General features: G+C 56.9%; 24 protein-coding genes and 2 tRNA genes. 12 read left to right on the top strand and 14 right to left on the bottom strand.

The window, feature by feature from the left end; translation table 11 throughout:
* Nucleotides 1-2: 2 nt before the first annotated feature.
* Entirely contained in the window at nucleotides 3-482 is a 480-nt protein-coding gene (locus BMAGN_RS04670; RefSeq protein ID WP_022860019.1) for a helix-turn-helix domain-containing protein, read from the bottom strand.
* A gap of 129 nt (nucleotides 483-611) precedes the next feature.
* Here BMAGN_RS04670 and BMAGN_RS04665 point away from each other — a divergent pair, with 129 nt between their 5' ends.
* The 6 genes from BMAGN_RS04665 to BMAGN_RS04635 all read left to right on the top strand — a co-directional run bounded on the left by BMAGN_RS04665 (nucleotide 612) and on the right by BMAGN_RS04635 (nucleotide 4,469).
* Nucleotides 612-866, top strand: a complete 255-nt coding sequence (locus tag BMAGN_RS04665; protein WP_022860018.1) for a helix-turn-helix domain-containing protein — start codon at nucleotides 612-614, stop codon at nucleotides 864-866.
* Nucleotides 847-1,152: a hypothetical protein gene (locus BMAGN_RS04660; protein ID WP_022860017.1), complete on the top strand. Its 306-nt coding sequence runs from the start codon at nucleotides 847-849 to the stop codon at nucleotides 1,150-1,152. Before BMAGN_RS04665 ends, BMAGN_RS04660 begins: the two co-directional genes overlap by 20 nt.
* Nucleotides 1,153-1,201: 49 nt before the next feature.
* Nucleotides 1,202-2,545 carry a YfjI family protein gene (locus tag BMAGN_RS04655; RefSeq protein ID WP_022860016.1) on the top strand — a complete coding sequence of 448 codons (1,344 nt, stop codon included), beginning with the start codon at nucleotides 1,202-1,204 and terminating at the stop codon, nucleotides 2,543-2,545.
* 412 nt (nucleotides 2,546-2,957) lie between these two features.
* Nucleotides 2,958-3,800, top strand: coding sequence for a phage major capsid protein (locus tag BMAGN_RS04645; protein ID WP_022860014.1), 843 nt, complete (start codon nucleotides 2,958-2,960; stop codon nucleotides 3,798-3,800).
* Nucleotides 3,797-4,159 (top strand): hypothetical protein, encoded by a 363-nt coding sequence (locus BMAGN_RS07875; RefSeq protein WP_022860013.1) that lies wholly within the window; start codon nucleotides 3,797-3,799, stop codon nucleotides 4,157-4,159. The genes BMAGN_RS04645 and BMAGN_RS07875 overlap by 4 nt, the downstream gene beginning before the upstream one ends.
* A gap of 19 nt (nucleotides 4,160-4,178) precedes the next feature.
* Nucleotides 4,179-4,469, top strand: coding sequence for a hypothetical protein (locus tag BMAGN_RS04635; RefSeq protein WP_022860012.1), 291 nt, complete (start codon nucleotides 4,179-4,181; stop codon nucleotides 4,467-4,469).
* A gap of 398 nt (nucleotides 4,470-4,867) precedes the next feature.
* Here the strand turns inward: BMAGN_RS04635 and BMAGN_RS04630 are convergent.
* Nucleotides 4,868-4,938: transfer RNA gene (locus BMAGN_RS04630), tRNA-Gly, on the bottom strand.
* Between the two features lie 143 nt (nucleotides 4,939-5,081).
* Nucleotides 5,082-5,978, bottom strand: coding sequence for a hypothetical protein (locus BMAGN_RS04625; protein ID WP_022860011.1), 897 nt, complete (start codon nucleotides 5,976-5,978; stop codon nucleotides 5,082-5,084).
* A gap of 65 nt (nucleotides 5,979-6,043) precedes the next feature.
* Here BMAGN_RS04625 and BMAGN_RS04620 point away from each other — a divergent pair, with 65 nt between their 5' ends.
* A complete protein-coding gene (locus BMAGN_RS04620) occupies nucleotides 6,044-8,131 on the top strand; it encodes a DUF6020 family protein (RefSeq protein ID WP_051126641.1) in 2,088 nt (695 codons plus the stop codon).
* A gap of 234 nt (nucleotides 8,132-8,365) precedes the next feature.
* Here the strand turns inward: BMAGN_RS04620 and rplA are convergent, their stop codons facing one another.
* The 5 genes from rplA to BMAGN_RS04595 form a co-directional block, all read right to left on the bottom strand.
* On the bottom strand, nucleotides 8,366-9,055 hold the full coding sequence (gene rplA / locus BMAGN_RS04615; protein ID WP_022860009.1) for a 50S ribosomal protein L1: 690 nt from the start codon (nucleotides 9,053-9,055) through the stop codon (nucleotides 8,366-8,368).
* 14 nt (nucleotides 9,056-9,069) lie between these two features.
* A complete protein-coding gene (rplK, locus tag BMAGN_RS04610; protein WP_026502065.1) occupies nucleotides 9,070-9,501 on the bottom strand; it encodes a 50S ribosomal protein L11 in 432 nt (143 codons plus the stop codon).
* Nucleotides 9,502-9,760: 259 nt separating this feature from the next.
* Nucleotides 9,761-10,732, bottom strand: a complete 972-nt coding sequence (gene nusG, locus BMAGN_RS04605; RefSeq protein ID WP_022860007.1) for a transcription termination/antitermination protein NusG — start codon at nucleotides 10,730-10,732, stop codon at nucleotides 9,761-9,763.
* A 188-nt stretch (nucleotides 10,733-10,920) separates the two neighbouring features.
* Entirely contained in the window at nucleotides 10,921-11,148 is a 228-nt protein-coding gene (gene secE / locus BMAGN_RS04600) for a preprotein translocase subunit SecE (RefSeq protein WP_022860006.1), read from the bottom strand.
* 62 nt (nucleotides 11,149-11,210) lie between these two features.
* Nucleotides 11,211-11,283 (bottom strand) — tRNA-Trp (locus BMAGN_RS04595).
* A gap of 270 nt (nucleotides 11,284-11,553) precedes the next feature.
* Here BMAGN_RS04595 and BMAGN_RS04590 point away from each other — a divergent pair.
* The gene (locus BMAGN_RS04590) at nucleotides 11,554-12,747 is read left to right on the top strand and encodes a pyridoxal phosphate-dependent aminotransferase (RefSeq protein WP_238548760.1); all 1,194 of its coding nucleotides are present in this window, start codon (nucleotides 11,554-11,556) and stop codon (nucleotides 12,745-12,747) included.
* Between the two features lie 180 nt (nucleotides 12,748-12,927).
* Here the strand turns inward: BMAGN_RS04590 and proB are convergent, their stop codons facing one another.
* The gene (gene proB, locus BMAGN_RS04585; protein WP_022860004.1) at nucleotides 12,928-14,055 is read right to left on the bottom strand and encodes a glutamate 5-kinase; all 1,128 of its coding nucleotides are present in this window, start codon (nucleotides 14,053-14,055) and stop codon (nucleotides 12,928-12,930) included.
* Nucleotides 14,055-15,779 (bottom strand): GTPase ObgE, encoded by a 1,725-nt coding sequence (gene obgE, locus BMAGN_RS04580; protein WP_022860003.1) that lies wholly within the window; start codon nucleotides 15,777-15,779, stop codon nucleotides 14,055-14,057. Before obgE ends, proB begins: the two co-directional genes overlap by 1 nt.
* A 374-nt stretch (nucleotides 15,780-16,153) precedes the next feature.
* Here obgE and BMAGN_RS04575 point away from each other — a divergent pair, with 374 nt between their 5' ends.
* The 4 genes from BMAGN_RS04575 (at nucleotide 16,154) to BMAGN_RS08085 (ending at nucleotide 18,930) form a co-directional block, all read left to right on the top strand.
* Nucleotides 16,154-17,089, top strand: coding sequence for a hypothetical protein (locus BMAGN_RS04575; RefSeq protein WP_022860002.1), 936 nt, complete (start codon nucleotides 16,154-16,156; stop codon nucleotides 17,087-17,089).
* Between the two features lie 370 nt (nucleotides 17,090-17,459).
* Nucleotides 17,460-17,906: a hypothetical protein gene (locus BMAGN_RS04570; protein WP_022860001.1), complete on the top strand. Its 447-nt coding sequence runs from the start codon at nucleotides 17,460-17,462 to the stop codon at nucleotides 17,904-17,906.
* Between the two features lie 18 nt (nucleotides 17,907-17,924).
* The gene (locus BMAGN_RS08745; RefSeq protein WP_420796433.1) at nucleotides 17,925-18,194 is read left to right on the top strand and encodes a hypothetical protein; all 270 of its coding nucleotides are present in this window, start codon (nucleotides 17,925-17,927) and stop codon (nucleotides 18,192-18,194) included.
* A 40-nt stretch (nucleotides 18,195-18,234) separates the two neighbouring features.
* Nucleotides 18,235-18,930, top strand: a complete 696-nt coding sequence (locus tag BMAGN_RS08085; protein WP_420796434.1) for an excalibur calcium-binding domain-containing protein — start codon at nucleotides 18,235-18,237, stop codon at nucleotides 18,928-18,930.
* A gap of 193 nt (nucleotides 18,931-19,123) precedes the next feature.
* On the opposite strand, the gene rpmA is transcribed toward BMAGN_RS08085, so the two are convergent.
* From rpmA to BMAGN_RS04545, 4 genes are all read right to left on the bottom strand, one after another.
* Nucleotides 19,124-19,378, bottom strand: a complete 255-nt coding sequence (rpmA, locus tag BMAGN_RS04560) for a 50S ribosomal protein L27 (RefSeq protein ID WP_022860000.1) — start codon at nucleotides 19,376-19,378, stop codon at nucleotides 19,124-19,126.
* Nucleotides 19,379-19,391: 13 nt separating this feature from the next.
* On the bottom strand, nucleotides 19,392-19,700 hold the full coding sequence (rplU, locus tag BMAGN_RS04555) for a 50S ribosomal protein L21 (protein ID WP_026502063.1): 309 nt from the start codon (nucleotides 19,698-19,700) through the stop codon (nucleotides 19,392-19,394).
* 327 nt (nucleotides 19,701-20,027) lie between these two features.
* Nucleotides 20,028-21,062, bottom strand: a complete 1,035-nt coding sequence (locus tag BMAGN_RS04550; protein ID WP_160257204.1) for a Cna B-type domain-containing protein — start codon at nucleotides 21,060-21,062, stop codon at nucleotides 20,028-20,030.
* An 8-nt stretch (nucleotides 21,063-21,070) separates the two neighbouring features.
* Nucleotides 21,071-22,009: a class C sortase gene (locus BMAGN_RS04545; protein WP_022859997.1), complete on the bottom strand. Its 939-nt coding sequence runs from the start codon at nucleotides 22,007-22,009 to the stop codon at nucleotides 21,071-21,073.
* Between the last annotated feature and the right edge of the window lie 28 nt (nucleotides 22,010-22,037).

The following is a 22,037-nucleotide window of genomic DNA, read 5'->3' as shown; positions in this document are numbered from 1 at the left end:
GCTCACCACTTGACAAACCAGCCGCCAAGACCATCTTTCACTTGTTTCACGATCTCTTCATTAGAGCTTCTTCCAAGAACTTCTTTTGCATGCTGAAGCTTCTCCTCAGAGACGTTATTGCTTCCTTCGGCTTCCGCCACGATTTCCGCTAGTTCATCGCGCAAATGCCTAAAATGAGCAATGTGTCTATTGAGATCGTTGTGGCTCCATTCAACAATGTTCGCTTGACGGCTGATCTTAAAATCTAATCCCGTTCCGAAAAGTTTTGGTAGATCTTCGGCTCCCATGCCCACGCATTGCATCATGGCCGCAGATTCTTCGAGCTTCAATTGGCGTTCGCCATTTTCAATCTTCGACACTGTGACCGTGTTCCAGCGGAATCCCCGATCTCGCATCTTTTCCGCAAGGTCTTCCGCCGTCATTCCGGCATTCTGCCGTAGCATTGCGACCGCCTGCCCTATTGTCTCCCTGAGTTCAGTCATGGCTTGATTCTATACAGTGCCGTTACCAAAAAGAAACTCATTTTATCGAAAACGATTTGTCAAAAACGAAACATAGTGTTACGATTCTAAATCGAATCATCAAGTTACCAATTCGACCAAGAAGGCACCATGAAGACATCAGACCTGTATCTCGAAGTAATGCAACGCATCGGCGCATCCACAGACCCCGACAACATGACCATGAGCGTGGACGAAGCCGCAGCCTACACCGGCATGAGCAAGGGCCAAATGGCCATGCAGCGCAGCCGCAACACTGGCGCGTTCTACATCAAGATCGGAAAGCGCGTCCTCTACCGCAAGGCGGATCTCGACGCCTTCCTCGCTTCGAAGGTGGTGAAAACCAGTGACGCCATTGCAGCGTGAACAAGCCCATGACATCCGAACCCTTACCGCCAAAGAAATAAGCGAAAAATACGGCATCCCCTACGCCGACGCGCTCATATGGAAAGAGCCCAAGTGGGACGGGCGTCAGGAATCCTACATGCGATACCGCTACCGCTGGCAACGCTGGCGCGTGAAGCTCGCGGAAGAGGAAAACGCCGGACGACCACCACACGGCTACTTCATCGGCGACGGCATCCCCCGCGACTTCAGCGGAAACCCATACGACCCGTTCAAAGAAAAAAATCTGGAACCTTCCACTTTCTGACCCTTGGAAAGTTCCAGACCTTACCTTCCTATCGAAAGGACAAGTCATAATGACCCCCAACCGCGCAGACAGCGACTTCTTCGAATCCAGAAAATGGCTTCGATACGTGAAACAGTACGCTGATGCGGCATGGCTAGCCCAATGGGGACTAGTGGCAACCATCCTAGCACGATTCAGCGGATTAATCCCGCCCAACATCGTAGGAAAGATGGCTCCATCCATGGTGGATCTCTCTCTAAACCTCAACGTTGCTCTTGTTGGCACCACTGGCAGCGGCAAGAGCCTCTCCATGAAAATCGCGCGAAAGCTGCTTCCCACCCCGTTCGGAAATCCTCTAAAAGAAATCAACCCCAAGACGGGCGAAGCAATCGCGTCCTACTTCATCGACACTCAACCCAAAATCGGTGAAAACGGCAAACCCGTCAAAGGCGAATACGAGTATAAAGTGCTCACCGACCGTCTTTTCGCCTACGTGCCGGAGATTACCGGCCTTGGCGCTTCCATGAACCGTCAAGGCTCATCAATGATCTCGAAGCTGCTGGCGGCATTCAGCGGCGAAGATATAGGCGACAGCACAAAAGGCAAAGAGTTCCGAATCGCATTGCCCGAAGACGTCTACAGGTACTCCAGCGTTATCGGCATGCAACCGGCAAAGTCCAATATCATCTTCAACGAGACTTCAGCCGGACTTACGGCAAGATTCCTGTACCTTCCCGTAAACGATTCGGACGCCGAGTTTTCTGATACCCCGTTGCCGGAAACCCCGTTCCCCTACAATACGGCCGAATTGCCCAAGGGCAACGGCTTGGAAGCCATGCAAGCCGCCATTGAAGCCGGAAGCCTCAATAGCCTCATGCAGCGCGTTAACACGGCTACAGGCGTGCGCAACCCGTACCCCCTCAGACGCATCACCTTCCCAGCAAGCGTGAAAAAGGAAGTGCTCCAAGCAAGGCAGAACGGCGTTCGGGGGCTTATCGCCGAAGAGGATTCCCATCAGATCGAACTCTACGGGAGAACGGCGGCGCTGCTCGCACTGCTTGAAAACCGGTATGAAGTGAACGAAGAAGACTGCCAGCTCGCGAAAGTTATCCTCGCCAAGAGCCGCGAAACACGCAAGATGTGCGAAGAAACAGTCCGTGCGAAACGTGTCGAACGGAAAACACAGGCGCTGACCGACATGGACGAAGCGCAAGAACGGCTAGAGGACACCCACCGAGAACGGGCAGAAAACTCGATACTCAAACAACTCCACAAAGGTTTCGACTGCACCGAGAACGAACTAAAGCGTGCCGTACGCAGCAACTACCGCAACCAGTTCGATGCCGCGTTTAACGGGCTTCTTGACGATGGACAAATCAGGAAGCTAGACAACGGACGCTACACGCTCGCATAACCAAAGAACAGGAAACCAATGAATCTAAAAGATCCCGTAACCCCGAAGACGCTCGAAGAAGCCTTAGCGCACATCCAGTATCTTTACAAACTCATTCGAAGGCTCAATCGGGAAGCCAGAGAATACCGTCAGGGAAAACGGTATTGGAAGCAGATCGCACTCGAACGAGAACAAGCCGACACCAACTCGCACACCCCCGATAAAGCCAGCGGACACTAGAAAAATCAACAAAAATGAGATAGAATAAACTTGGCAATCTATGCAGTCATGACAGCCAGTCGGCGTCGATACCCCTGAACAGTCCAATCCCGCCGGCTGCAGTCATGAGAGAGTTTCTTTTCTTACCATATCCTCTAATGGCCGCTTCCCCGCGCGGGAGACGGCCATTAACCATATAGAAGGAAACAATAGTATGAGTGGAATCTCCACAACCCAGACGGGCGCAGCCGGTAGCCAAACCGTTGAATACCATCCGAACGACCTCATCCCAACCGCGCTCATCAACACCCAGACCACGTTCGGCGCTGTAATCGTAGGCGACGCGCCAGCCATGAACATCCCCTACGTGGACACCCCGCCAGCAAGCCAAGTCGTGGCCGAAGGCGAAGAGATCCCCGACGGCGGCGCAACCATGAACACGCTCGTAGCCCATACGCGCAAGATCGCCAACATTCAGGCATTCAGCAACGAGATTGCAAACATGGGAAACAACGTGCAAGAACAGATCGTGGACGCCATGGCACGCAGCCTCACCGACAAGGCGGACGCCTTCTTCCTTCAGAACAACCCGACCAACGACCCCAACGCGCCAACCGGCCTGTTCAACACGAAGGGCACCGTAACCGCCGACCCGATCGACACCAATCTCGACCCGATCGTAAGCGCAATGGCGAAAGTCACCATCAACGGCGGCAAACCGTCTTCCATCATCCTCAGTCCGGCAACGTGGGCGAAGCTCTTACAGCTCAAATACACGGACGGACGCCCCATGATCGACCCCACGGCGGCAAACAGCGCTAACCCCGTGCTCTACGGCCTTCCAGTCGTGCTCAACAACCAAGCGCCAGCAAACAAGATCCTCATCAACTCCATTAGCGAAGTCATGTCCGCATACGGTACCGTGGTATGTTCCAGCACCGAAGACCGCTACTTCGATTACGACAGCATGGCCATCCGCCAGACGTTCCGCATCGGATGGGGTGTCATCCACCCGAACCGTCTCGCCATCATCACGCTCAAGGAAGCACAGGCATGATGGACGAACACACCGAACAGGACGCGCCAGAAGCCGCAGAACAGGCGGACGCAGCCCAACAGATAGCGGAACTACAGGCGAAGCTACAGGCATACGAAACAGCCGAACAGAACAACAAGCTACGCCAGCAGATCTCCAAAGAAACAGGCGTCCCCGAAAACGTCCTCTACGGCAACAATGAGAAAGAAATGCGACAGTACGCCGCCGAACTGAAACCCCTACTGCGGACAGTACACGCCCCCGTGTTGGACGGAGTAGACCGCCAGCCGGAAGACGGAGACCTACCCCCATTAACCCACCAGCAGACCATCAAACAACTCACGGCGAAGATCTTCCACCATCCTCACGCCGACATGTAACCCAAAGAAGGAAAACAAGATGCACACCAAGTCACTTATTGAACTGCTCGAAAAGTCCTACGAAAACCCAGACGGCACCATGGAAGGCCGCATCATCCAAGCCAAGCGCTGCAAGGAATACAACGTAGAAGAGCTACAGCTCGAAGCACTCGCACGCATCGCCGATTCAATCGAAATGATCGAAGTCTACGTCAAGCACCTCACGAAGGACGCAGCCAAAGCGCTTACGGAAACGCTCGTGAACGAAGCAACCGAAATGATGTCCAACGCGCAACAGGCCATGCACAACTCAATCAAGGGTGGGGAGTAGACCCCGCCAAGCCTGTCAATGACCACCACGGCATAGGGCTTTTTTTCACACGGACAATTTTCCACAGGGCGCTCAACTTTTTGGGTGCCCTGTTTTTGTATGTTTCCACTGCCCTTCATGCTCGCAACGGCGGCAGCGTCCACGTTCATTGCTCTTAAAGGTGGACAGGTGGACGCTTGGGGTGGACGCTCGAAACCCAATGATTGCAAGGGGTGGACGGGTGGACGGGTGGACACGCAAGTATATGTGTCTCTCTATCTTGCATGCATAATTATTTTTTAATATCTTTTTAAACTGAATTAAGTTTATTAAAAGAAGGATTTAGGCTTGGTACCTTTTTGGTACCTTTTTAAAGCTCTTAGTAGTGAGAATCGTTGGAATTTCAACGTTTTATAGAGAGCGGATGACGGGAATCGAACCCGCGTAATCAGTTTGGAAGACTGAGGCTCTACCATTGAGCTACATCCGCGTGCTGCATTGTGATGGTGCTTAACCCATGATACGTATCCGTACAACGCAACGTGAGCCATTATACACAAGTTCGAAACTTATGCAAATGCATTGGCCGCAAGACACGCCAATCCATTGGCCGTGGCCCACGTTGCGCAGGCTTCAGGCGGCAAATCCCACGTCATAGGTACGCAGGCACATGCAACCTTCGGCGGTGAGCAGTGTCAGGGAGGCGTCTTGGTTGAGGCTGGAGACGCATCCCGTCACCTCGCCGCCGTTTTGCAAATGGAACGTGTACTCCCATCCGTTCATATGGCAGACCACGTTCATTTGCGCGAACAGTTCGCTGACCGTATTGTCCGGGCGCTGCACGAGTTTCATGAGGCGCGAGCCGAGGTCGAATATCGTTTCGGCGATCACGCCGTCGCGCAGTTCCTCGAATTCGGGCAGGCCGGCCGGCGCGTGCAGTCCCAAGGAGGTAGCGCCCACCATCGGCAGGAATTCGGCGCGCACCGACAAGTTGAGGCCCAGCGAATATATGAGCGCCACATAATCGGGCTCGTCCGGCACGTTCGCAATATCCAGATGGACGCTGCCAAGCTTCATGCCGCGGCAGTACAGGTCGTTGGGCCATTTGAGCGTCAGTTCCAACGATTCAGCGTCCACATTGTTGGCGCGCAGCACGGCGTTGAGGCCGCGCAACAGCGAAAGGCTGCCCAAAGGGGTAAGCCAGCCTTGCACGGTGGAATCCTCAACCACCACGCGCGGTACCAGCACGGTAAGCGCCGCGACAAGCGATCCTCCGGGAACGGAATGCCAATGGCGGCCGAACCTGCCCTGCGACTGGAATTCCATGTCCGCGACCACGGCGCCCACGCTCAATTTTGTGGCGCCGCCCGACTTGAGGGCGCCCACCACATCACGGCGTTCCAGCAGCTGCGCGGCGCGCAGCCCCGTGGCGTCCACCGACTCGTACGCTTCCATGAAACATGTGCACGCACTGGTGCGCTCGAGACGCGGCATGCGCGCAGGAGTCGACGCCCCAAAGAAATCAGTCATACCTTATGCTCCAAAGTCCGCGCTTCCATGCGACGGCAATAGTCCTGTGGTTTCGTTGCCTCGCAATGGTTCCCGCCCATCTGGGAGGCACGGTAGAATCGCGAGTTATGACCAAAGCCCCAACACAATCCGATTCTGCTGCAAGCGAGCTTAGCAAAGACGAACAGTCTGCTGAAGCCCCTGTCTCACATAAAGTGTCAAGATTTGGTGCAGGTGTGCACTGGCTTATCGCGGCGCTGGCCTGCACATGGATCTCGTGGTGCACGGCCATCGGGCCGCTGATGCGCGCAGACATTGGACTCGTGGCCTTCGGATGGGGCAATGCGGTGCGATTTGTGATCACGTTCGCCATTACGTTCGGCATCGTATGGGCGCTCGTTTCCTATGGCAAACATAAGATGCACCGCCGCGCCTACACACGCCTGACCACGAATTCAAGCCCAAGCAGCCTGCATTCGTGGCTGTCGCGATTCCGCCTGACTTCCGTGGGCCAGCGCCTGGCGCGCATCAGCTCCGCCATTGGCCGCGTGGCCGTGCGCTGTACGGATCGATGGTGGAAAATCTTCCTGATCTTCATTGTCGGATGGCTCTGGGTGCCGTTAACGCTGCTGAGCGCCTACGGCGCCGACGTCAACTCGCAGGCTCGTGAATTCAGTTGGGCATGGAACCAGTGGACGGGCCTGCAGCAGCCCTATATCGGTTTCTTCTCGTTCGTACCGATGGACATCTACCCCACCGCGCATTATTTATGGCCGCACAATCCCGTCTATCTGACCGACCAGCACAATATTGTGCTTACAGTGTTGTATGGCGCAGCCACGGCCATTTCGCGATACTTCACGGGATCCAACGACGCGGGTCTCGTCACGCTTTCGGCCTTGCAATGGCTGTTCTCGGCCTTCGTATGCTCGGCCACGGCGAACCGGTTCTTCAATCTGCCTTGGCTGCACGATACGTCCCGAACGCACGATTTTAGCCATCCCGAACGCCCACAGATGATGAAACCGCTTGATTTCCTGCGCCCCTCGCGCGGCATGGGAGCTCCCGGCGCGCGACTTGTTTCACGTGGAACAAGTCGTTTCTGGATTGTCATATTTTATCTGTGCTGCCCGCTTGTCCTGTTCTCGGCGATCTCGCTGACCAAGTCGCCACTGTTCGCGTTCGCGTTCGTATGGTGGTTCGGCTGCCTCTACGAACTGTTCATGACATACCGAAAAACGGGCGCCGTTCATACGCGACCGAAGACGGTAGCCGCGCTCGTATTGTCGAGCGTCGTCATGCTGATCAGTGCGAAATACGGATGGTACATCATCGTCATCCAAGTCGTGTGCAGTCTTATTGCGGACCGCAAACGCTGGAAAATATATGTGCTCGCGCTGCTGCTGCCCGTCATTCTCATCCATGGCGGCACGCAATATTTGATTAATTCCGGAAAAATAATCGGCGGCGACCCGATCGAAAGTCGCGGAGTACAGATTCAGATGATCGCGCGCGTCGCAAAAATGGATCCGACTTCGATTCCGCAAAGCGCACGTGAGAAACTCGCGCCGATTTTCAATCTCGACCAGATGGCGGCCGCATACAACCGGCAGGACGCGGACCCCGTCAAATCAAGCGGCATCCAATCGAAAAAAGTGAGCTACAAGTGGCGCACCGTAACGCAAGCGGACATGAAACAGTTCAATGCGGCGTGGCTGGAAATTGTGAAAGCCAATCCGCGCATCGCCATGGACGCGTTCTTTGCGGAATGCTACGGCTATTTTGACGTGTTCGATCCGCCGTACGTGACGATGTCGTACTACATCAACAACGGATATGTACAGGATTCCAGCACCTGGATCAAGGATTGGAACCATAATTGGCGCGACCATGTAGTGCATATCGCCAACACGTGGAGCAAGATTCCCGTGCTAGGCTGGCTTGTGCACGGCAATACCTATGTGGTGGCCACGCTGTTGATCGGCGCCGCCGAGCTCGTGCTGCGCCGCTGGAGGGCGCTGAGCTGGCACTTGCCGCTGCTCGTGCTCATGGGCGTCATGGTGCTTGCCCCGGCCAACAATTTCGCGCGGCACATGCTGCCGCTCGTGTTCTGCCTCGGATTCCTGATTCTCGAATTCTGGAGGGATTCGCGCAGGCCTGCAAAGGCGGTGTAACTGGCGCCGAACGGCTGCCCGTGCTGGAACGGGCGGCCGAAACGCGGCGCTGGGAACTGCACGCACATACAAGAAACCCCGCAAGATTGTCGATTATCTTGCGGGGTTTTATTGTAGCGGGAACCACTCTTGCGGCTATCCGCGGCCCAGAAACCAGTGAGGCCGCGGAGTTCGCAAGGTGCTGTGGTTCACAGCTAGTGATGCGCACGAGGCGCAATCAGCCTTGTCAGCCTATCAGAGGGAGGCCAGGTCCACCGGAACGCCCGGGTTCATGGTGGAGGAGATCGTAGCCTTCGTGATGTAACGGCCCTTGACGGTGGAAGGCTTCTGACGCTTCACATCGTCGAGCACGGCGCGCAGGTTCTGATCCAGGGCTTCCGGCGTGAACGACATCTTGCCGAACAGGAAGCTCAGGTTGCCGTTCTTGTCGACACGGTAGTCAACCTTGCCGCCCTTGATGTCCTTGATCGCCTTCGTGACGTCCATGGTCACGGTGCCGGTCTTCGGGTTCGGCATGAGGCCACGCGGACCGAGGATACGACCGAGGCGGCCGACCTTGCCCATCATGTCCGGGGTGGCGACGACGGCGTCGAAGTCGAGGAAGCCGTCGGCGACCTTCTGCACGAGCTCGTCATCACCGACGATATCAGCGCCGGCTTCCTGAGCTTCGGTGGCCTTCGGGCCACGTGCGAACACGAGGACCTTGGCGGTCTTACCGGTGCCGTTCGGCAGGTTCACGGAGCCGCGAACGAGCTGGTCGGCTTTGCGCGGATCCACGTTCAGACGCAGAACAGCTTCAAGAGACTGGTCGAAGTTGTACTTCGGCATGCTTTCCAGCAGCGCGATAGCCTCTTCCGGGGTGTACAGATTGTTGCGATCCACGAGCTCTTCGGCTGCGCGGTACTTCTTGGAGTGCTTAGCCATCTGTCCTTCTCCTCTCAGTCGGTAACCGTAATACCCATCGAACGGGCGGTGCCCTCGATGATCTTCATGCCGGCTTCGATGTCGCGAGCGGAGAGGTCAGCCATCTTCGTTTCAGCGATTTCGCGGACCTGATCCTTGGTAACGGAACCAACCTTGTGCGTCAGCGGGTTCTCGGTACCCTTCTTGATGCCAGCCGCCTTCTTCAGCAGGTCTGCTGCCGGCGGGGTCTTCAGGATGAAGTCGAAAGAACGGTCTTCGTAAACGGTGATCTCGACAGGGATGACCTGACCCATCTTGTCCTGCGTCTTGGCATTGTATGCCTTGCAGAAGTCCATGATGTTCACGCCATGGGAACCCAGAGCCGGGCCCAGCGGCGGGGCCGGGTTGGCCTTGCCAGCCTCAATCTGGAGCTTGATCAGCGCCGAGACTTTCTTCTTCTTAGCCATAGTAATGGTCTACTTTCTATCAAGCGGTCAAACGGTACCCGAAGGTACCTTCCGCATCGATTGTTTGCTGTGCTGTGCTAGCGGTGGTTCGCACCGTTTCCGGAGCGAATTACCTCCAGACACAACTTTTCTAGTATGCCATTCGTTCCGGACGATTTCCAATACCCCCGACACGCGGGACGGAAGGTAGCAAAAAGGCGGTCCGAAGACCGCCTTCATACTCAAGTTTTTCCCGAATGGATAGCTTGGCCGGCTTTGATCAGTCGAGCTTCTCCACCTGGTTGAAGCCCAGCTCCACCGGCGTATCGCGGCCGAAGATGGAGACGAGCACGGTGAGCTTCTGCGTGGTCGGCTCGATGTCCGAAACCACGGCTTCCATCGACGTGAACGGGCCGTCCGTAACGGTGACCTGGTCGCCCACGGCGTAGGAGACTTCGAGCGTGCGCTTCTTGGCGGCGGCCGGCTTATCGCCAGCAGCCTTGAGAGCCTCGGAAGCGATCATCGGGGCCAGCATCTGCACAACTTCCTTGCGCGTCAGCGGAGCCGGTTCACGCGTCGGGCCGACGAAGCCCGTCACGCCTTCGGTTTCGCGCACAATACGGCGGGCGTTCTCGTCCGGCCACATGCGGATCAGCACATAGCCCGGAATACGCACGCGCGTAATGACCTTCTTGCCCTTTTCGGTGTGCTTCTCGACTTCTTCCATCGGCACTTCCACCTGGAAGATCGTGTCTTCGAGACCGAAGCTGGCCACACGGGATTCGATGTTGCTCTTCACGCGCTTCTCATAGCCCGAATACGTGTGCAGCACGTACCACTTGCCATCGAGCGTGCGCAGGGACTTGGAAAACTCGCGCACGGCCTGTTCGCCGGCGTCAAGCGGCTGTTCCTCTTCAGCTGCCTGCGCGGTTTCCTCGGCCTGTTCGGCGGCTTCTTCGGAAGCTTCCGCGTCCTCCTCGGCCAGACGGACTTCATCCTCGGCCAAGGTGTCACCGGCCACTGCCGCTACGGCATCTTCAGCCAGCATTTCCGCGCGATCGTCGGTTTCTTGATCCAGCTCGTCGGCGTCGCCGGTTTCCTCGGACTTGATGTCTTCGGCCACTTCGGAAGCGAGCTCGCCGGCTTCTTCCATATCGTGCGCCACGCCTTCGGCGGCGTCCTCGCTCAACGACTCAGCCTCAATATCGTCGATTTGAGCCTGAGCCTGCTCAAGATTCTCTTCGTCAGTCATGCACGTTCACCTTTATGTGAGATTAAGTGGAAAAACGGATTACGTATGAATTCAATATTCCAGTGTACGTTCCGGTTGCGATTTATTGGATCGACGGCCAAATTTGTATACTTTCGCCGCCCCTATAACGCAAATCGCGGTCGGAATCATATGATCCCAACCGCGAAACGCAATATAAGCAGTACTAATCAGCCGAAAATAAGGAACGCCAGATTTCCCAGGCCGAAGTCCATGGCCGTCACCACAACCATGAGCAGTAGCACGAAAATGAATACCGCGAGCGCCCACATGAACAGCTGCTTGCGCGTCGGCGTCACAATCTTGCGCATTTCCGCAATGATCTGCTTAATGAACAAGCCGATTCGCATGAAAATATTTGGTTTCTTCGCCACATTCGCTTCGTTACCGCGTGACATAGGTCCCTCCAATAGATCGATCGATGCCACACTCGCGCGTAGCTGCTTACCCGGACCCTTTGCAGGGAAGGCGGGACTCGAACCCACAACCTACGGTTTTGGAGACCGTTGCGCTACCAATTGCGCCACTTCCCTAGGTTAGTTTTGCGGGGCTCCGGAATCGGGGCTTCGTAAAACCGCCAAGACATGATAGTAGCGGTTTTATGCGACTTCGTCCAATCGGCGTTACCAAATGTTCACTTTTAGGGCTAAATAACGCGATTTTATTCGGAGTGTCTATTTTCTCGATTTTCCAACGATTACCCCCCCCCCGTTCCCGCGATTTTTATGACGACAGCCGTTTCATCATGGCGAAACGAATATGCATTCCTCTGCATACTTGCGGCTACCATAAGCCGTATGATTATGCCTCTTTCTGAACGCGTGGACCGCGTGGCTCCCAGCGCCACGCTTGCCGTCGACGCACAAGCAAAAGCCATGAAGGCCGCTGGGATTGATGTGATCGGATTTGGCGCGGGCGAACCGAACTTCCCTACCCCCAAGCCGATTGTGGACGCAGCGTTGCTTGCCACTCAAGATCCCGCGAACTACCGCTACACGCCGACCGCAGGACTGCCGGAATTGCGTGCCGCCATCGCAAACAAAGTCCTACGTGATTCCGGATTCGAAGTCGCTCCGGAACAGGTTGTCGTCACGAACGGCGGCAAGCAGGCCGTCTACGAAACCTTCCAGCTGCTGCTCAATGATGGCGACGAAGTCATCATCCCCACGCCGTATTGGACGAGCTATCCGGAAGCCGTCAAGCTTGCCGGCGGCGTCCCCGTCACGGTGTTCGCTGGCGCGGATCGCAATTTCGAGCCCGACATGGACGCCATTGAAGCCGCCCGCAGCGAGCGCACGAAGGCGATCATCATCACGTCCCCAAACAATCCGACGGGCGCCGTGTGGAGCGAGGAAACCATCACGAAGCTCGGCAAGTGGGCCGTGGAGCACAACATTTGGGTGATCAGCGACGAAATTTACGAGCACTTGACGTATGACGGCGTGAAGACCACCTATGTGGGCGCCGTGGTGCCCGAAGTGCGCGACCAGCTTATTGTGCTCAATGGCGTGGCGAAGACGTACGCGATGCCGGGCTGGCGCGTCGGCTGGATGGTGGCGCCCGCTCCCGTGGCAGCCGCCGCAACAAAGTTGCAGAGCCATATGACCTCGAACGTGAACAATATCGCGCAGCGTGCGGCGCTGGAAGCCGTGGCAGGTCCGCTTGACGAGGTGGCGCGCATGCGCACGTCCTTCGACGAGCGACGCGAAGTGATTGTGCGCATGCTCAACGAGATTGACGGCGTCAACTGCCCGCGCCCGTGCGGAGCGTTTTACGCGTTCGCCGAGGTGACGGGCCTGCTCAACCGCGCGATCGGCAAGAACGGCGCAGTATGCGCAACGTCCGCCGATCTGGCCGCCCTACTGCTCGAAGAGGCCCATGTGGCCGCCGTTCCGGGCGAGGCGTTTGGCGCGCCAGGCTACTTGCGCTTCTCGTATGCGCTGGATCCGGACGCGCTTGTGGAAGGCATGAAGCGCTTCCAGGAGTGGGCCAAGTAAGGAATACCTGCGGGGCGCCCGCTAACGCCGTTAATGCCGGCTAACGCTACTAACGTCCCCAGAGCCGCCCTAACGCACCTGACGCCTCTAACGCAAACGGGCTTGTTCAAACCGTGCAACCGGTTTGGACAAGCCCGTTTCTCTTAAGTTCTCTTAAGTGTTCCGCTTTTTAGACGAGCATTACACCAGCACCAAATTGTCCCTGTGAACCAGCGGATGGGCGTACTCCTCGCCCAGAATCCGGTGGAGCTGATCGGTGTTGCGACCCAGCATGTTCGGAATTTCTTCCGAATCGAAGCTCACCAGACCGCGCGCAATATGCTCGCCGGCCTCATTGTCAATCCAAACGGGGTCTCCCGCGGAGAAATCGCCAGACACTTCAAAGACACCGGCCGCCAGCAGGCTCGCGCGACCGCCGCGCACGGCTTTGGCCGCGCCGTCGTCCGCCACCAGCGTGCCGCGCGGCTGGGACGCGAATTTGATCCACAGCCGACGTGCGGAACCGCGGTGTTTGATTGGCGCGAACGCCGTGCCCACAGGATCGCCCATAAGCGCGGGACCCGCATTCTGCGCGGCCGTCAGCACGCACGGAATACCGGAGACGGCGGCAATACGCGCCGCTTCCAGTTTCGTGACCATGCCGCCTGTGCCCACGCCCGAGCCCGAACCTCCCACGCGCACGCTTTCCAAAGCGGTACGAATGTCGGGAACGAAACTCACACGACGGGCGCCCGGTTCCTTCGGGGGCGCCGTATACAGGCCGTCCACGTCGGTGAGCAGCACGAGCGCGTCCGCGCGCACCATATTGGCCATGAGCGCGGAAAGGCGGTCGTTGTCGCCAAAACGGATCTCGTTGCTGGCCAGCGCGTCATTCTCGTTGACAATCGGCACCACGCCCAAGTCGAGCAGCGTTTCCAGCGTGCGCCGCGCATTGCGGTACTGCTGCGATTGGATCGTATCGGTGGCAGTGATGAGGATCTGGCCCACGCGCAGCCCATAGCGCGCGAACGCCATTTCATACTGTGCCATGAGCAGGCCCTGGCCCACGGAGGCCGTAGCCTGCTGCGTGGCCACGTCAGTGGGGCGCGATTCGAATCCGAGAGGTCCGAATCCCGCCGCGACCGCGCCCGAAGAAATGAGCACGACGCGCGCGCCGGACAGGCGCGCTTCCGCCACGGCGCCTACCAGCCGCGTCAGTTTCTGCACATCCAGATGGCCCGACGGTTGTGTCAGCGAGCTTGAGCCCACTTTCACCACTACGGTTTTGGCTGCCGCGACGCGGCCTCGGATCTCATCTTCGCGAGTCATTATGCGCGGTCACCGTCTTCGTAGTTCGCTGCGTCGAGGTCGGCCTCCTCGGCCACACCCTCTTCCAAGACGTCCTCACCACGGCCGAACAGCGAGTGCTCGTCATGGCGGTCGTCGTCCACGGACGGATCGGCCCAGTGGCCGACCTTGCGCTCCTCGTTCATGGCGGCGCGCACGGCTGCGCGGGCGTCCATCATCTCGTGGTACTGCGCACGGCGTTCCGTGTTCGTACGACGGTGCGAACGGCCCGATTCATCTTCAAGTCGCAGATCCTTGCCGCGCTGGCCGAGCGTGGTGCCGTCCAGATTTTCGGCGCCGGCCGCGATGGTCGGATCCCAGTCGAAGGCCACAGCACGCTCGCCCTTGCCGATGCGCACTTCGTCGCCCGGATGCGCGCCCGCACGACGCAGGCCGTCTTCCACACCGAGTCGCGCCAGTCGATCGGCCAGGTAGCCGACGGCTTCGTCATTGTCGAAGTTCGTCTGCATGACCCAGCGCTGCGGCTTCTCGCCGATCACTTCATAGAACGTGACGCCGTGGTCGTCCTTCTTTTCAATCGTGAATTCGACGGGCTTGCGGCGTCCCATCGGACGCTTCACCGGCTGTTCCAGCGGCTTGATGACGACGCGCGCTTCCTCTTCGGCCGCCTCGCGCTTGCGGACGTCCTCACGCATTTCCGTAACGAGCTTGGCGAGCGCGAAATTGAGTTCCTTCAATCCCTCGTGCGACGCCGTCGAAATAATGAACACGGGCAGGTCGAGCTTTTCAAATTCCGGCTTCACGAACTCGGCGAGTTCCTTGGCTTCCGGCATATCGGCCTTGTTCAAAATGATCACGCGCGGACGTTCCGGAATCGGAATCGCGCCGAGCGGCAGTTCCAATTCGGCCGCGTACTCTCCGAGCTCCTTTTCGAGAGCCAGATAGTCGCTCATCGGATCGCGGTCCGGTTCCAGCGTCGCGCAATCGATAACGTGCGCAATGATTTCGGTACGTTCAATATGACGCAGGAATTCGAGTCCGAGGCCCTTGCCTTGGGAAGCGCCCGGAATCAGTCCCGGCACGTCCGCGATCGTATAGCGCATGTCGCCGGCCTTGACGACACCCAAATTCGGAATGAGCGTCGTGAACGGATAGTCGGCGATCTTCGGCTTGGCGGCGCTCATGGCCGCGATCAAACTCGACTTTCCGGCGGACGGGAAGCCCACCAACGCAACGTCGGCGATGGACTTGAGTTCCAGAATAACGTCACGTTCCTCACCGAACTCGCCAAGCAGAGCGAAGCCCGGCGCACGACGCGTCTTATTGGCCAACGCAACGTTGCCAAGACCGCCCGCGCCGCCCGCGGCCGCCACGAATTTGTCGCCCGCGTGACGCAAATCAGCCAGCAGCTCTCCCGGACGCTTCGGCTCGCCCTGCGCGCCCTTCGCCTTGAAAATGATCGTACCGACGGGCACGGGCAGGATCAAATCGGCACCCTGCGAACCGTCCTTGACGTCGCCCAGGCCCATGGTGCCGCTTTCCGCGGTACGATGCGGCATGAAACGATAATCAAGCAAGCTGTTGGCGTTCGGATCCGCCACAAAAATCACCGAACCGCCACGACCGCCGTTGCCGCCGTTCGGGCCGGCCATCGGCTTGTACTTTTCCCTACGAATACCGGCGGAACCGTTGCCGCCATCGCCACCTTTTACATGTACTGTTACGCGATCTACAAAGTCACTCATAATCTTTCAGACTACTAGAATGGCTCGAAGGTGGCTAGAGGCCCCCGTTGGAGGGGCATTACGTGCCGTTTAGCACAGTTCTACGCTGCCGTTCACGGTTTAACCCAGGATTCCGCACCTTTCTACAAACTCTTGTGTTTTTGTTCACGCATTTCGCCAGATTCCCGAACCTTTTAGCATGCTCCCATGCATCCGTTCACGGATTTCGCCTGATTTCCGCACCTTTTAGCACGGCCATCTGCTCATATTCACGGTTTTCGGCTGATTTCTGCACCTTTTAGCATGATCAGCTGCTCACGTTCACGACATACCCGTCTTTCCACACGTCCCTCCCCAGCTAGACAGCCACAAAGAGCGCAATTTAGCGTGGAATTATGCCTGAATCGGACCAGCTGGAAGATTTACTCAATCAAGACGAGCGGCACGCACGCTGCACCGTCATAGAACGCGGCAAATATCGCAGCACCATCTACCGCCGCGTCCGCAACGGTTACCTCACGCGGCCGATGACCGGATTGATCGCGCGCACGGAGCAATGGGCGCGGCTCAGTCCGCCCGAAAGGATGCTGCATATTGCGCGGGCGCTAAATCGCAAACATCCGGACTGGATTTTTACCGGAGTCGCCGCCGCAGCAGCGTACGAGTTGTATCTGCCGTGGTCCGCCTGCCGGCTGCCACTGCAAGTCGTCCGCGCATGCAAGGACCGCCACGATACCCGCTGCATTCAGTACGTGGTCTCCAAGAGCGCAACAGTCAAGAGCGTTAACGGCATTCGCGTGTGCTCGCCCAGTCGAATATTGCAAGATTGCGCGGGACTGCCGTTCCATCACGCGCTTCCGATATTCGACTCCGCACTGCAGCATAATTTGGATATTTTTTCGGATCCGCTCGAAATTCACGAGCGCGAGTTCCTTCGGCTGCTACAGCATGCGGATGCGGCGAGCGGTAGCGGCGGAGAGTCCTGTTTGCGCGCGTTCATTATTGAGTTCGGTTTTGAGCCGCCCATTTTGCAGCATCATTTTTATGATTCCCAGACCAATATTTCCAGCTACGCCGACTTCATGTGGGTAGATGAGGCCGGCCATATCATTGTGGTGGAGTTCGACGGCGCGCAAAAGTACGTGGATCCCGCGATGGCCGGCAGTCGGGATATTTTGGAAGTGGTCAGGGATCAGGAAGCACGTACGCAGCGGTTGATGCGGTGCGGCGTGGATGAAATACATCGATTCAAGTCCGACATCTTACGAAATCCGTCACAGATCAAAGAAAGACTAATGGAGTGGGGCGTACCCATGCGGGTGCGTAGATAATTTCCGCGCTTTTTAGCATGCTTCCGTGCGTCTGTTCACGGATTTCGCCCGATTCCCGCGCCTTTCAGCATACGCCCCTGCGTCTGTTCACGGATTTCGCCCGATTCCCGCGCCTTTCAGCACACGCCCCTGCATCCATTCACGATAGTAAACATCCGCCCTCTCCCCTCCCGCGCGGGAATACCATTGACGGTACAACTACCCACTTTTCATAACGCCTAGCGCAACGGAGCGCGGAATATATCAGCTATAGAGAAGGGGCAACATGTTTACACACAAATCTCGGGGCGAGAACAAACACCATGCGCCCGCAACCACTTCAGCCGCGATACAGCCGTGGTACGCCAATGGAAACTTGCGATGACCTGTCGTGATCTGGGCTGTTATCACTATCGCGTTGTGCACCATGGGAATCGGCGCGGTGGCCGCCCTAGTGCTAGCCATCGTTGGCATGATGCTGGTAACGGTCTATGAACTTGTGAAAATGCGCCATATCACGAGCAAGGCCGAGCGCAAGGCCGCATGGCGCAAAGATCTGAGCCTGCTCATCTGTGCAACACTGCTGCTCGTAGCCTCGCTTATTTCGAGCGCGGCATATGGCATTGATCAGATTACCCACCAGCAACATGTCGTCGTCGCGCAAAATGAAGTGCGCGAGGCCGTGGAGACTACCAAGCCAACTAAAGAAAACGAGGTGGACTCCGCGATTGCCGAGGCGGAAGCGACCGATCCAGAAAGTGCGTCGGATACGGAAATCCTTGATTCCCTAGATGAATCGGGCACCGTTTCGAATGTGGATTTGGAAGTCCATCAGTAGCACAAGTACGCCAAAGAAGTGCTGGCTACGTTGGAGATAAAGGGCCGCGCTCCCAAAACGGGGTATGCGCGCGACCAATTTGGGCCCGCATGGTCGGACGTGGACCATAACGGCTGCGATACGCGCAACGACATTCTCAAGCGTGATTTGACCGATACGACGTTCAAAAGCGGCACTCATGATTGCGTGGTACTGACTGGCACGCTGGCCGACCCGTATACGGGCGGCAATATTGCGTTCCAGCGTGGTCAAAAACGTCGAAAGCCGTACAGATTGATCATGTGGTAGCCTGTCGAACGCTTGGCAGACTGGTGCCCAACAGTTGACTGTGGAGACGCGCAAGCAGCTCGCTAATGATCCGTACAATCTGTTGGCCGTGGATGGTCCGACAAATCAGCAGAAATCGGATGGTGACGCCGCGACCTGGCTCCCGTCAAATAAAGGCTTCCGTTGCCAGTATGTGGCGCGTCAGATTGGTGTGAAAGCGCGCTATGGATTGTGGGTTACGCAGGCCGAACATGATGCGATGGATTCCGTATTGACCAGTTGCCCGACTCAAATGATTCCGGAAAACGACGGTTTCATTATGCAGGACCAGGAGACTGCGGCGCGCAAGACCCGCGCCGATGCGGACGCTGCCGAAGCGGCCAAGAAGAAGGCCGAGGCTGAAAAGAAAGCCAAAGAAGAAGCCGAACGGAAAGCGGCAGAAGAAGCGGCTCGCAAGAAAGCAGAAGAGGAAGCAGCCCGCAAGCAGGCGGAAGAGGAAGCCCGTCGCCAAGCGGAAGAAGCCGCGCGGCAGGCTGAGGAAGGAGCCCGCAGGCAAGCCGAGGAGGCCGCGCGTGCCCAGCAGCAACAGTTGCAACAGCAGCAGTTGCAGCAACACCAGCTGGATTCCGGTTCCGCATATTACAAGAACTGCTCAGCTGTCAGAGCCGCAGGCAAGGCGCCGTTATATGCGGGCCAGCCTGGCTATGGACGCCACCTTGATCGAGATGGAGACGGCATCGCCTGCGAATGGCGCTAACGACCACTGGCGAGCTCCAACGCGCGTCGACGGCCCCAACGTGCACTAACGAGCACCAGCGCCCCAAACGAGCCTAGAAAGCACTGGCGCGCCTAGCACCTGCCAGCCCGTGCCAACCTATACAAAAACACAAAACCCATACAAAAAGGGCTGCGAGCCATAAGCCCGCAGCCCTTTTAACGCTTTAAAAGCTTCACTCAGCTTCGACGACGTCCACAACCTTGCGGTCGCGGCGCACACCGAACTTCACGTTGCCGTCAACGAGGGCGAACAGCGTGTGATCCTTGCCCATGCCGACGTTGTGGCCAGCGTGGAACTTGGTGCCGCGCTGACGCACAATAATGTTTCCTGCTACTACAGCTTCGCCGCCGAACTTCTTCACACCAAGGTATTGCGGGTTCGAATCGCGACCGTTACGAGAGCTGGACGCACCCTTCTTATGTGCCATGTCTGTTCCTTTCTCAGGCGATCGCCGTGATCTTAACGGCGGTCAGCTTCTGACGATGACCCTTGCGGCGAGCAACGCCCGTCTTGTTCTTGAACTTCATGATGTTGATCTTCGGGCCCTTAGCTTCGTCGTTCACGACTTCAGCCTTGACCGTCATGCCTGCGAGATCCTTCGCAGCCATAACAACCTTAGAACCGTCTACCACGAGAGCGACCGGGAATTCCACGGTTTCGCCCTTCTTAGCAGCGAGGCGGTTGACGAGAATCACGTCACCGACCTCGACCTTTTCCTGATGGCCGCCGGCCTTCACAATTGCGTACATATTCATCCTTTATTCTGTTTGGAACATTCGCGCCGCATGTACTCGCGCCAACATTCAAAAGCTACACACTTCCGGCAGCGCCAAAGAAATTACGATTCGTACCGCAAATTTCCTCGCTGAATTCTGCGGCCGTCTCCAGCGTCATCTAGCAGCCCGCCCGCACAATTCCGGCACATTTCACAGGAAATGCCCAGTAGTTCCTACAGCCCGTGGAACCATCACAGAATATTGCCGCACCCCCTCGACAATTGTTGGCGAAGGGGTGCGGCGCGTGTCTATATGAAGCCTAGACGAGGCCTTTATGAAATTATTGGGGAAAGCGGCGAGTTATTCGCGCTCGGCCTTCCTCATTTTCCTGACTTCCACCATCAGAATGACACCCAGTCCCAGCGCTCCTGCCGCAATGAATACGATCAGCGCAATATTGGAGCCTGTGAACGCGGGATTTACGGGGTTCGACTGCGAACTCGGCTTGCCCGGAGTTCCCGGCGTGCCCGGCTTATCCTGATCGTCGGCCGTGTTCGTGAACGTCCAGTAGCTCGTGGTGTCAGAAACGCGGTCCACCGTCATCGACATGGAATAGCCTTCCGGAACATTCGTTTCCCGGACCACATAATCTATGGATTCCGGCAGTCGCGTCCACTCGTACGACCAGTTGTTCGCAGCGTTCAGCGTCACCGTTTCATACGGTTCAAACGATTCGTCCTCGTCGTACTGGTAGTACAGCGTCACCTCAATCGACTTCGGACGGTTCGCGGAATCGCCGTCTTCCCAGACCTTTTTCACATGGATCGGATCTTCACCGCTCCATGCGTTGCCCTTCGCGGTAATCTCCACATCACGATTCTCGGCCGTTGTCGGATTGGTCTTGGACGGTATCGAAATCAGCTGTGCTGAATACACGGCCTTCGGCAGCGCGGAAAGCGGAGAAATCGCCAAATACACGCCATCCGTCAACTTGTCGAACCGAACCACGCCATCGGAATCGGTAGAACCGTCCGCAACGGGATCGACAATGTCGAATTCGTGCAACTTAAGGTCGTTGAATAAAGTGGCGGTCAGATCACGCCAATCTTCCGCACTTTCTGAATCCAACAATTTCCAGTTGACGTCGGCGAGTTCCGGAATTGAGAATCCGCTGGTAACGGATTCCGACAACGGCACATCCGGCTCGTTCTCATCCCAGTTCGCGACTTTATACAAATAGAATGCGGAATCCGCAACCGACTGTCCCCCATACTGGTAGCGGATCGTGATGGAACCGTCCCCAGATTCCGTCGCATTGGCAGGCACCGCCATGAACCCGCTGCATACAAACAGCACAGCCATGATGCCAGCCAAGAACAGTCGTACTCGACTCATGGTCCTGGTCATGACTCATTATCCTTCCTATACTTCACACCAGTTAACCTTGCCCTCGCTTTCGCCCTGCGACGGATAAGCCACACGACAAGTAGCACCAGCAGAATAAATACCAGCGCGATGGCGGCAATCGTAATCGCCATCATTGTTTTCGGATTGTCGTATTTCGTCTCATCTACCGTCTGCGGTGCCGGTATCGCATGCCCGCGGACGAGCAGTCGGTGACTGTTCACTCCGTACGGCGTGCAAGTAACGAGCGTCATGTAATCTTTTCCGTTTTCAATATCCAACTTACTCATTTCAGTCGGAAGTACCACATTAATCTCACTTACTTGATACCAATGTTGTTCATCGAGGACGGTGACGTAAAAATTGTCGCCGACTTCCAGCTGATCGAGTCCCGTAAGCAGTCGAGCGGACGGCAGACCCGTATGACCGGATGCGACGGCATGCGTATTCTCGCCGCCCACGGGAAGCGAACTTCCCGTAAGATGCCCGATCGCGATCTGCATCACCGTTTCCGACGTGCCGTGATATACGGGCAGCTGCACCTTGATTTTCGGAATACTGACGTAGCCCATGATGCCCGTTCCCGTCACGTCCAACGTGTTGTTGTAGGTGGCGAGCTGGTCGTCGGTAAGGTGCCAGCGGTCGGAGACGTTCAGTAAGTCCTGGTTGTATTGGTGCGCCTGTTCCAGCATCGCCGCTTTCTTTTCCTTGGAAAGATTCTCAGTCGACTCCACATAGGTTGCGACCGCGCGCGACTGGTGCATACGGTTCCACCAGTCCGCGAACGTGGGATAACAGAGCACACCGATTCCGGCAAGCAGTACCAGCGAAAAGAACGCGATCATGATGTTCACGCCGACGTTGCTTTTCTTTTTGTGTACGGCTGTGGTCTTGTTGGCAGGAGTCTGACTAGACCCTGCCGGAGTGTGCTCACTCATCAGACTTCCTTTCATTATGGTTGCGCAT

The sequence above is a fragment of the Bifidobacterium magnum genome (assembly GCF_000741255.1).
Taxonomy (GTDB): domain Bacteria; phylum Actinomycetota; class Actinomycetes; order Actinomycetales; family Bifidobacteriaceae; genus Bifidobacterium; species Bifidobacterium magnum.
Note: the sequence above shows the minus strand (reverse complement) of the source record. Positions and strands in the feature narration are given on the sequence as shown.

Coding starts and splice junctions, on each gene's coding strand:
- obgE (WP_022860003.1), bottom strand. CDS start 15,779: ATGAGTGACTTTGTAGATCGCGTAACAGTACATGTAAAAGGTGGCGAT.
- BMAGN_RS07875 (WP_022860013.1), top strand. CDS start 3,797: ATGATGGACGAACACACCGAACAGGACGCGCCAGAAGCCGCAGAACAG.
- BMAGN_RS04655 (WP_022860016.1), top strand. CDS start 1,202: ATGACCCCCAACCGCGCAGACAGCGACTTCTTCGAATCCAGAAAATGG.
- rplA (WP_022860009.1), bottom strand. CDS start 9,055: ATGGCTAAGCACTCCAAGAAGTACCGCGCAGCCGAAGAGCTCGTGGAT.
- nusG (WP_022860007.1), bottom strand. CDS start 10,732: ATGACTGACGAAGAGAATCTTGAGCAGGCTCAGGCTCAAATCGACGAT.
- BMAGN_RS04635 (WP_022860012.1), top strand. CDS start 4,179: ATGCACACCAAGTCACTTATTGAACTGCTCGAAAAGTCCTACGAAAAC.
- BMAGN_RS04645 (WP_022860014.1), top strand. CDS start 2,958: ATGAGTGGAATCTCCACAACCCAGACGGGCGCAGCCGGTAGCCAAACC.
- BMAGN_RS04550 (WP_160257204.1), bottom strand. CDS start 21,062: ATGAGTCGAGTACGACTGTTCTTGGCTGGCATCATGGCTGTGCTGTTT.
- rpmA (WP_022860000.1), bottom strand. CDS start 19,378: ATGGCACATAAGAAGGGTGCGTCCAGCTCTCGTAACGGTCGCGATTCG.
- BMAGN_RS04670 (WP_022860019.1), bottom strand. CDS start 482: ATGACTGAACTCAGGGAGACAATAGGGCAGGCGGTCGCAATGCTACGG.
- proB (WP_022860004.1), bottom strand. CDS start 14,055: ATGACTCGCGAAGATGAGATCCGAGGCCGCGTCGCGGCAGCCAAAACC.
- rplU (WP_026502063.1), bottom strand. CDS start 19,700: ATGTACGCAATTGTGAAGGCCGGCGGCCATCAGGAAAAGGTCGAGGTC.
- secE (WP_022860006.1), bottom strand. CDS start 11,148: ATGTCACGCGGTAACGAAGCGAATGTGGCGAAGAAACCAAATATTTTC.
- BMAGN_RS04665 (WP_022860018.1), top strand. CDS start 612: ATGAAGACATCAGACCTGTATCTCGAAGTAATGCAACGCATCGGCGCA.
- rplK (WP_026502065.1), bottom strand. CDS start 9,501: ATGGCTAAGAAGAAGAAAGTCTCGGCGCTGATCAAGCTCCAGATTGAG.
- BMAGN_RS04625 (WP_022860011.1), bottom strand. CDS start 5,978: ATGACTGATTTCTTTGGGGCGTCGACTCCTGCGCGCATGCCGCGTCTC.
- BMAGN_RS04575 (WP_022860002.1), top strand. CDS start 16,154: ATGCCTGAATCGGACCAGCTGGAAGATTTACTCAATCAAGACGAGCGG.
- BMAGN_RS04545 (WP_022859997.1), bottom strand. CDS start 22,009: ATGAGTGAGCACACTCCGGCAGGGTCTAGTCAGACTCCTGCCAACAAG.
- BMAGN_RS04620 (WP_051126641.1), top strand. CDS start 6,044: ATGGTTCCCGCCCATCTGGGAGGCACGGTAGAATCGCGAGTTATGACC.
- BMAGN_RS04590 (WP_238548760.1), top strand. CDS start 11,554: ATGCCTCTTTCTGAACGCGTGGACCGCGTGGCTCCCAGCGCCACGCTT.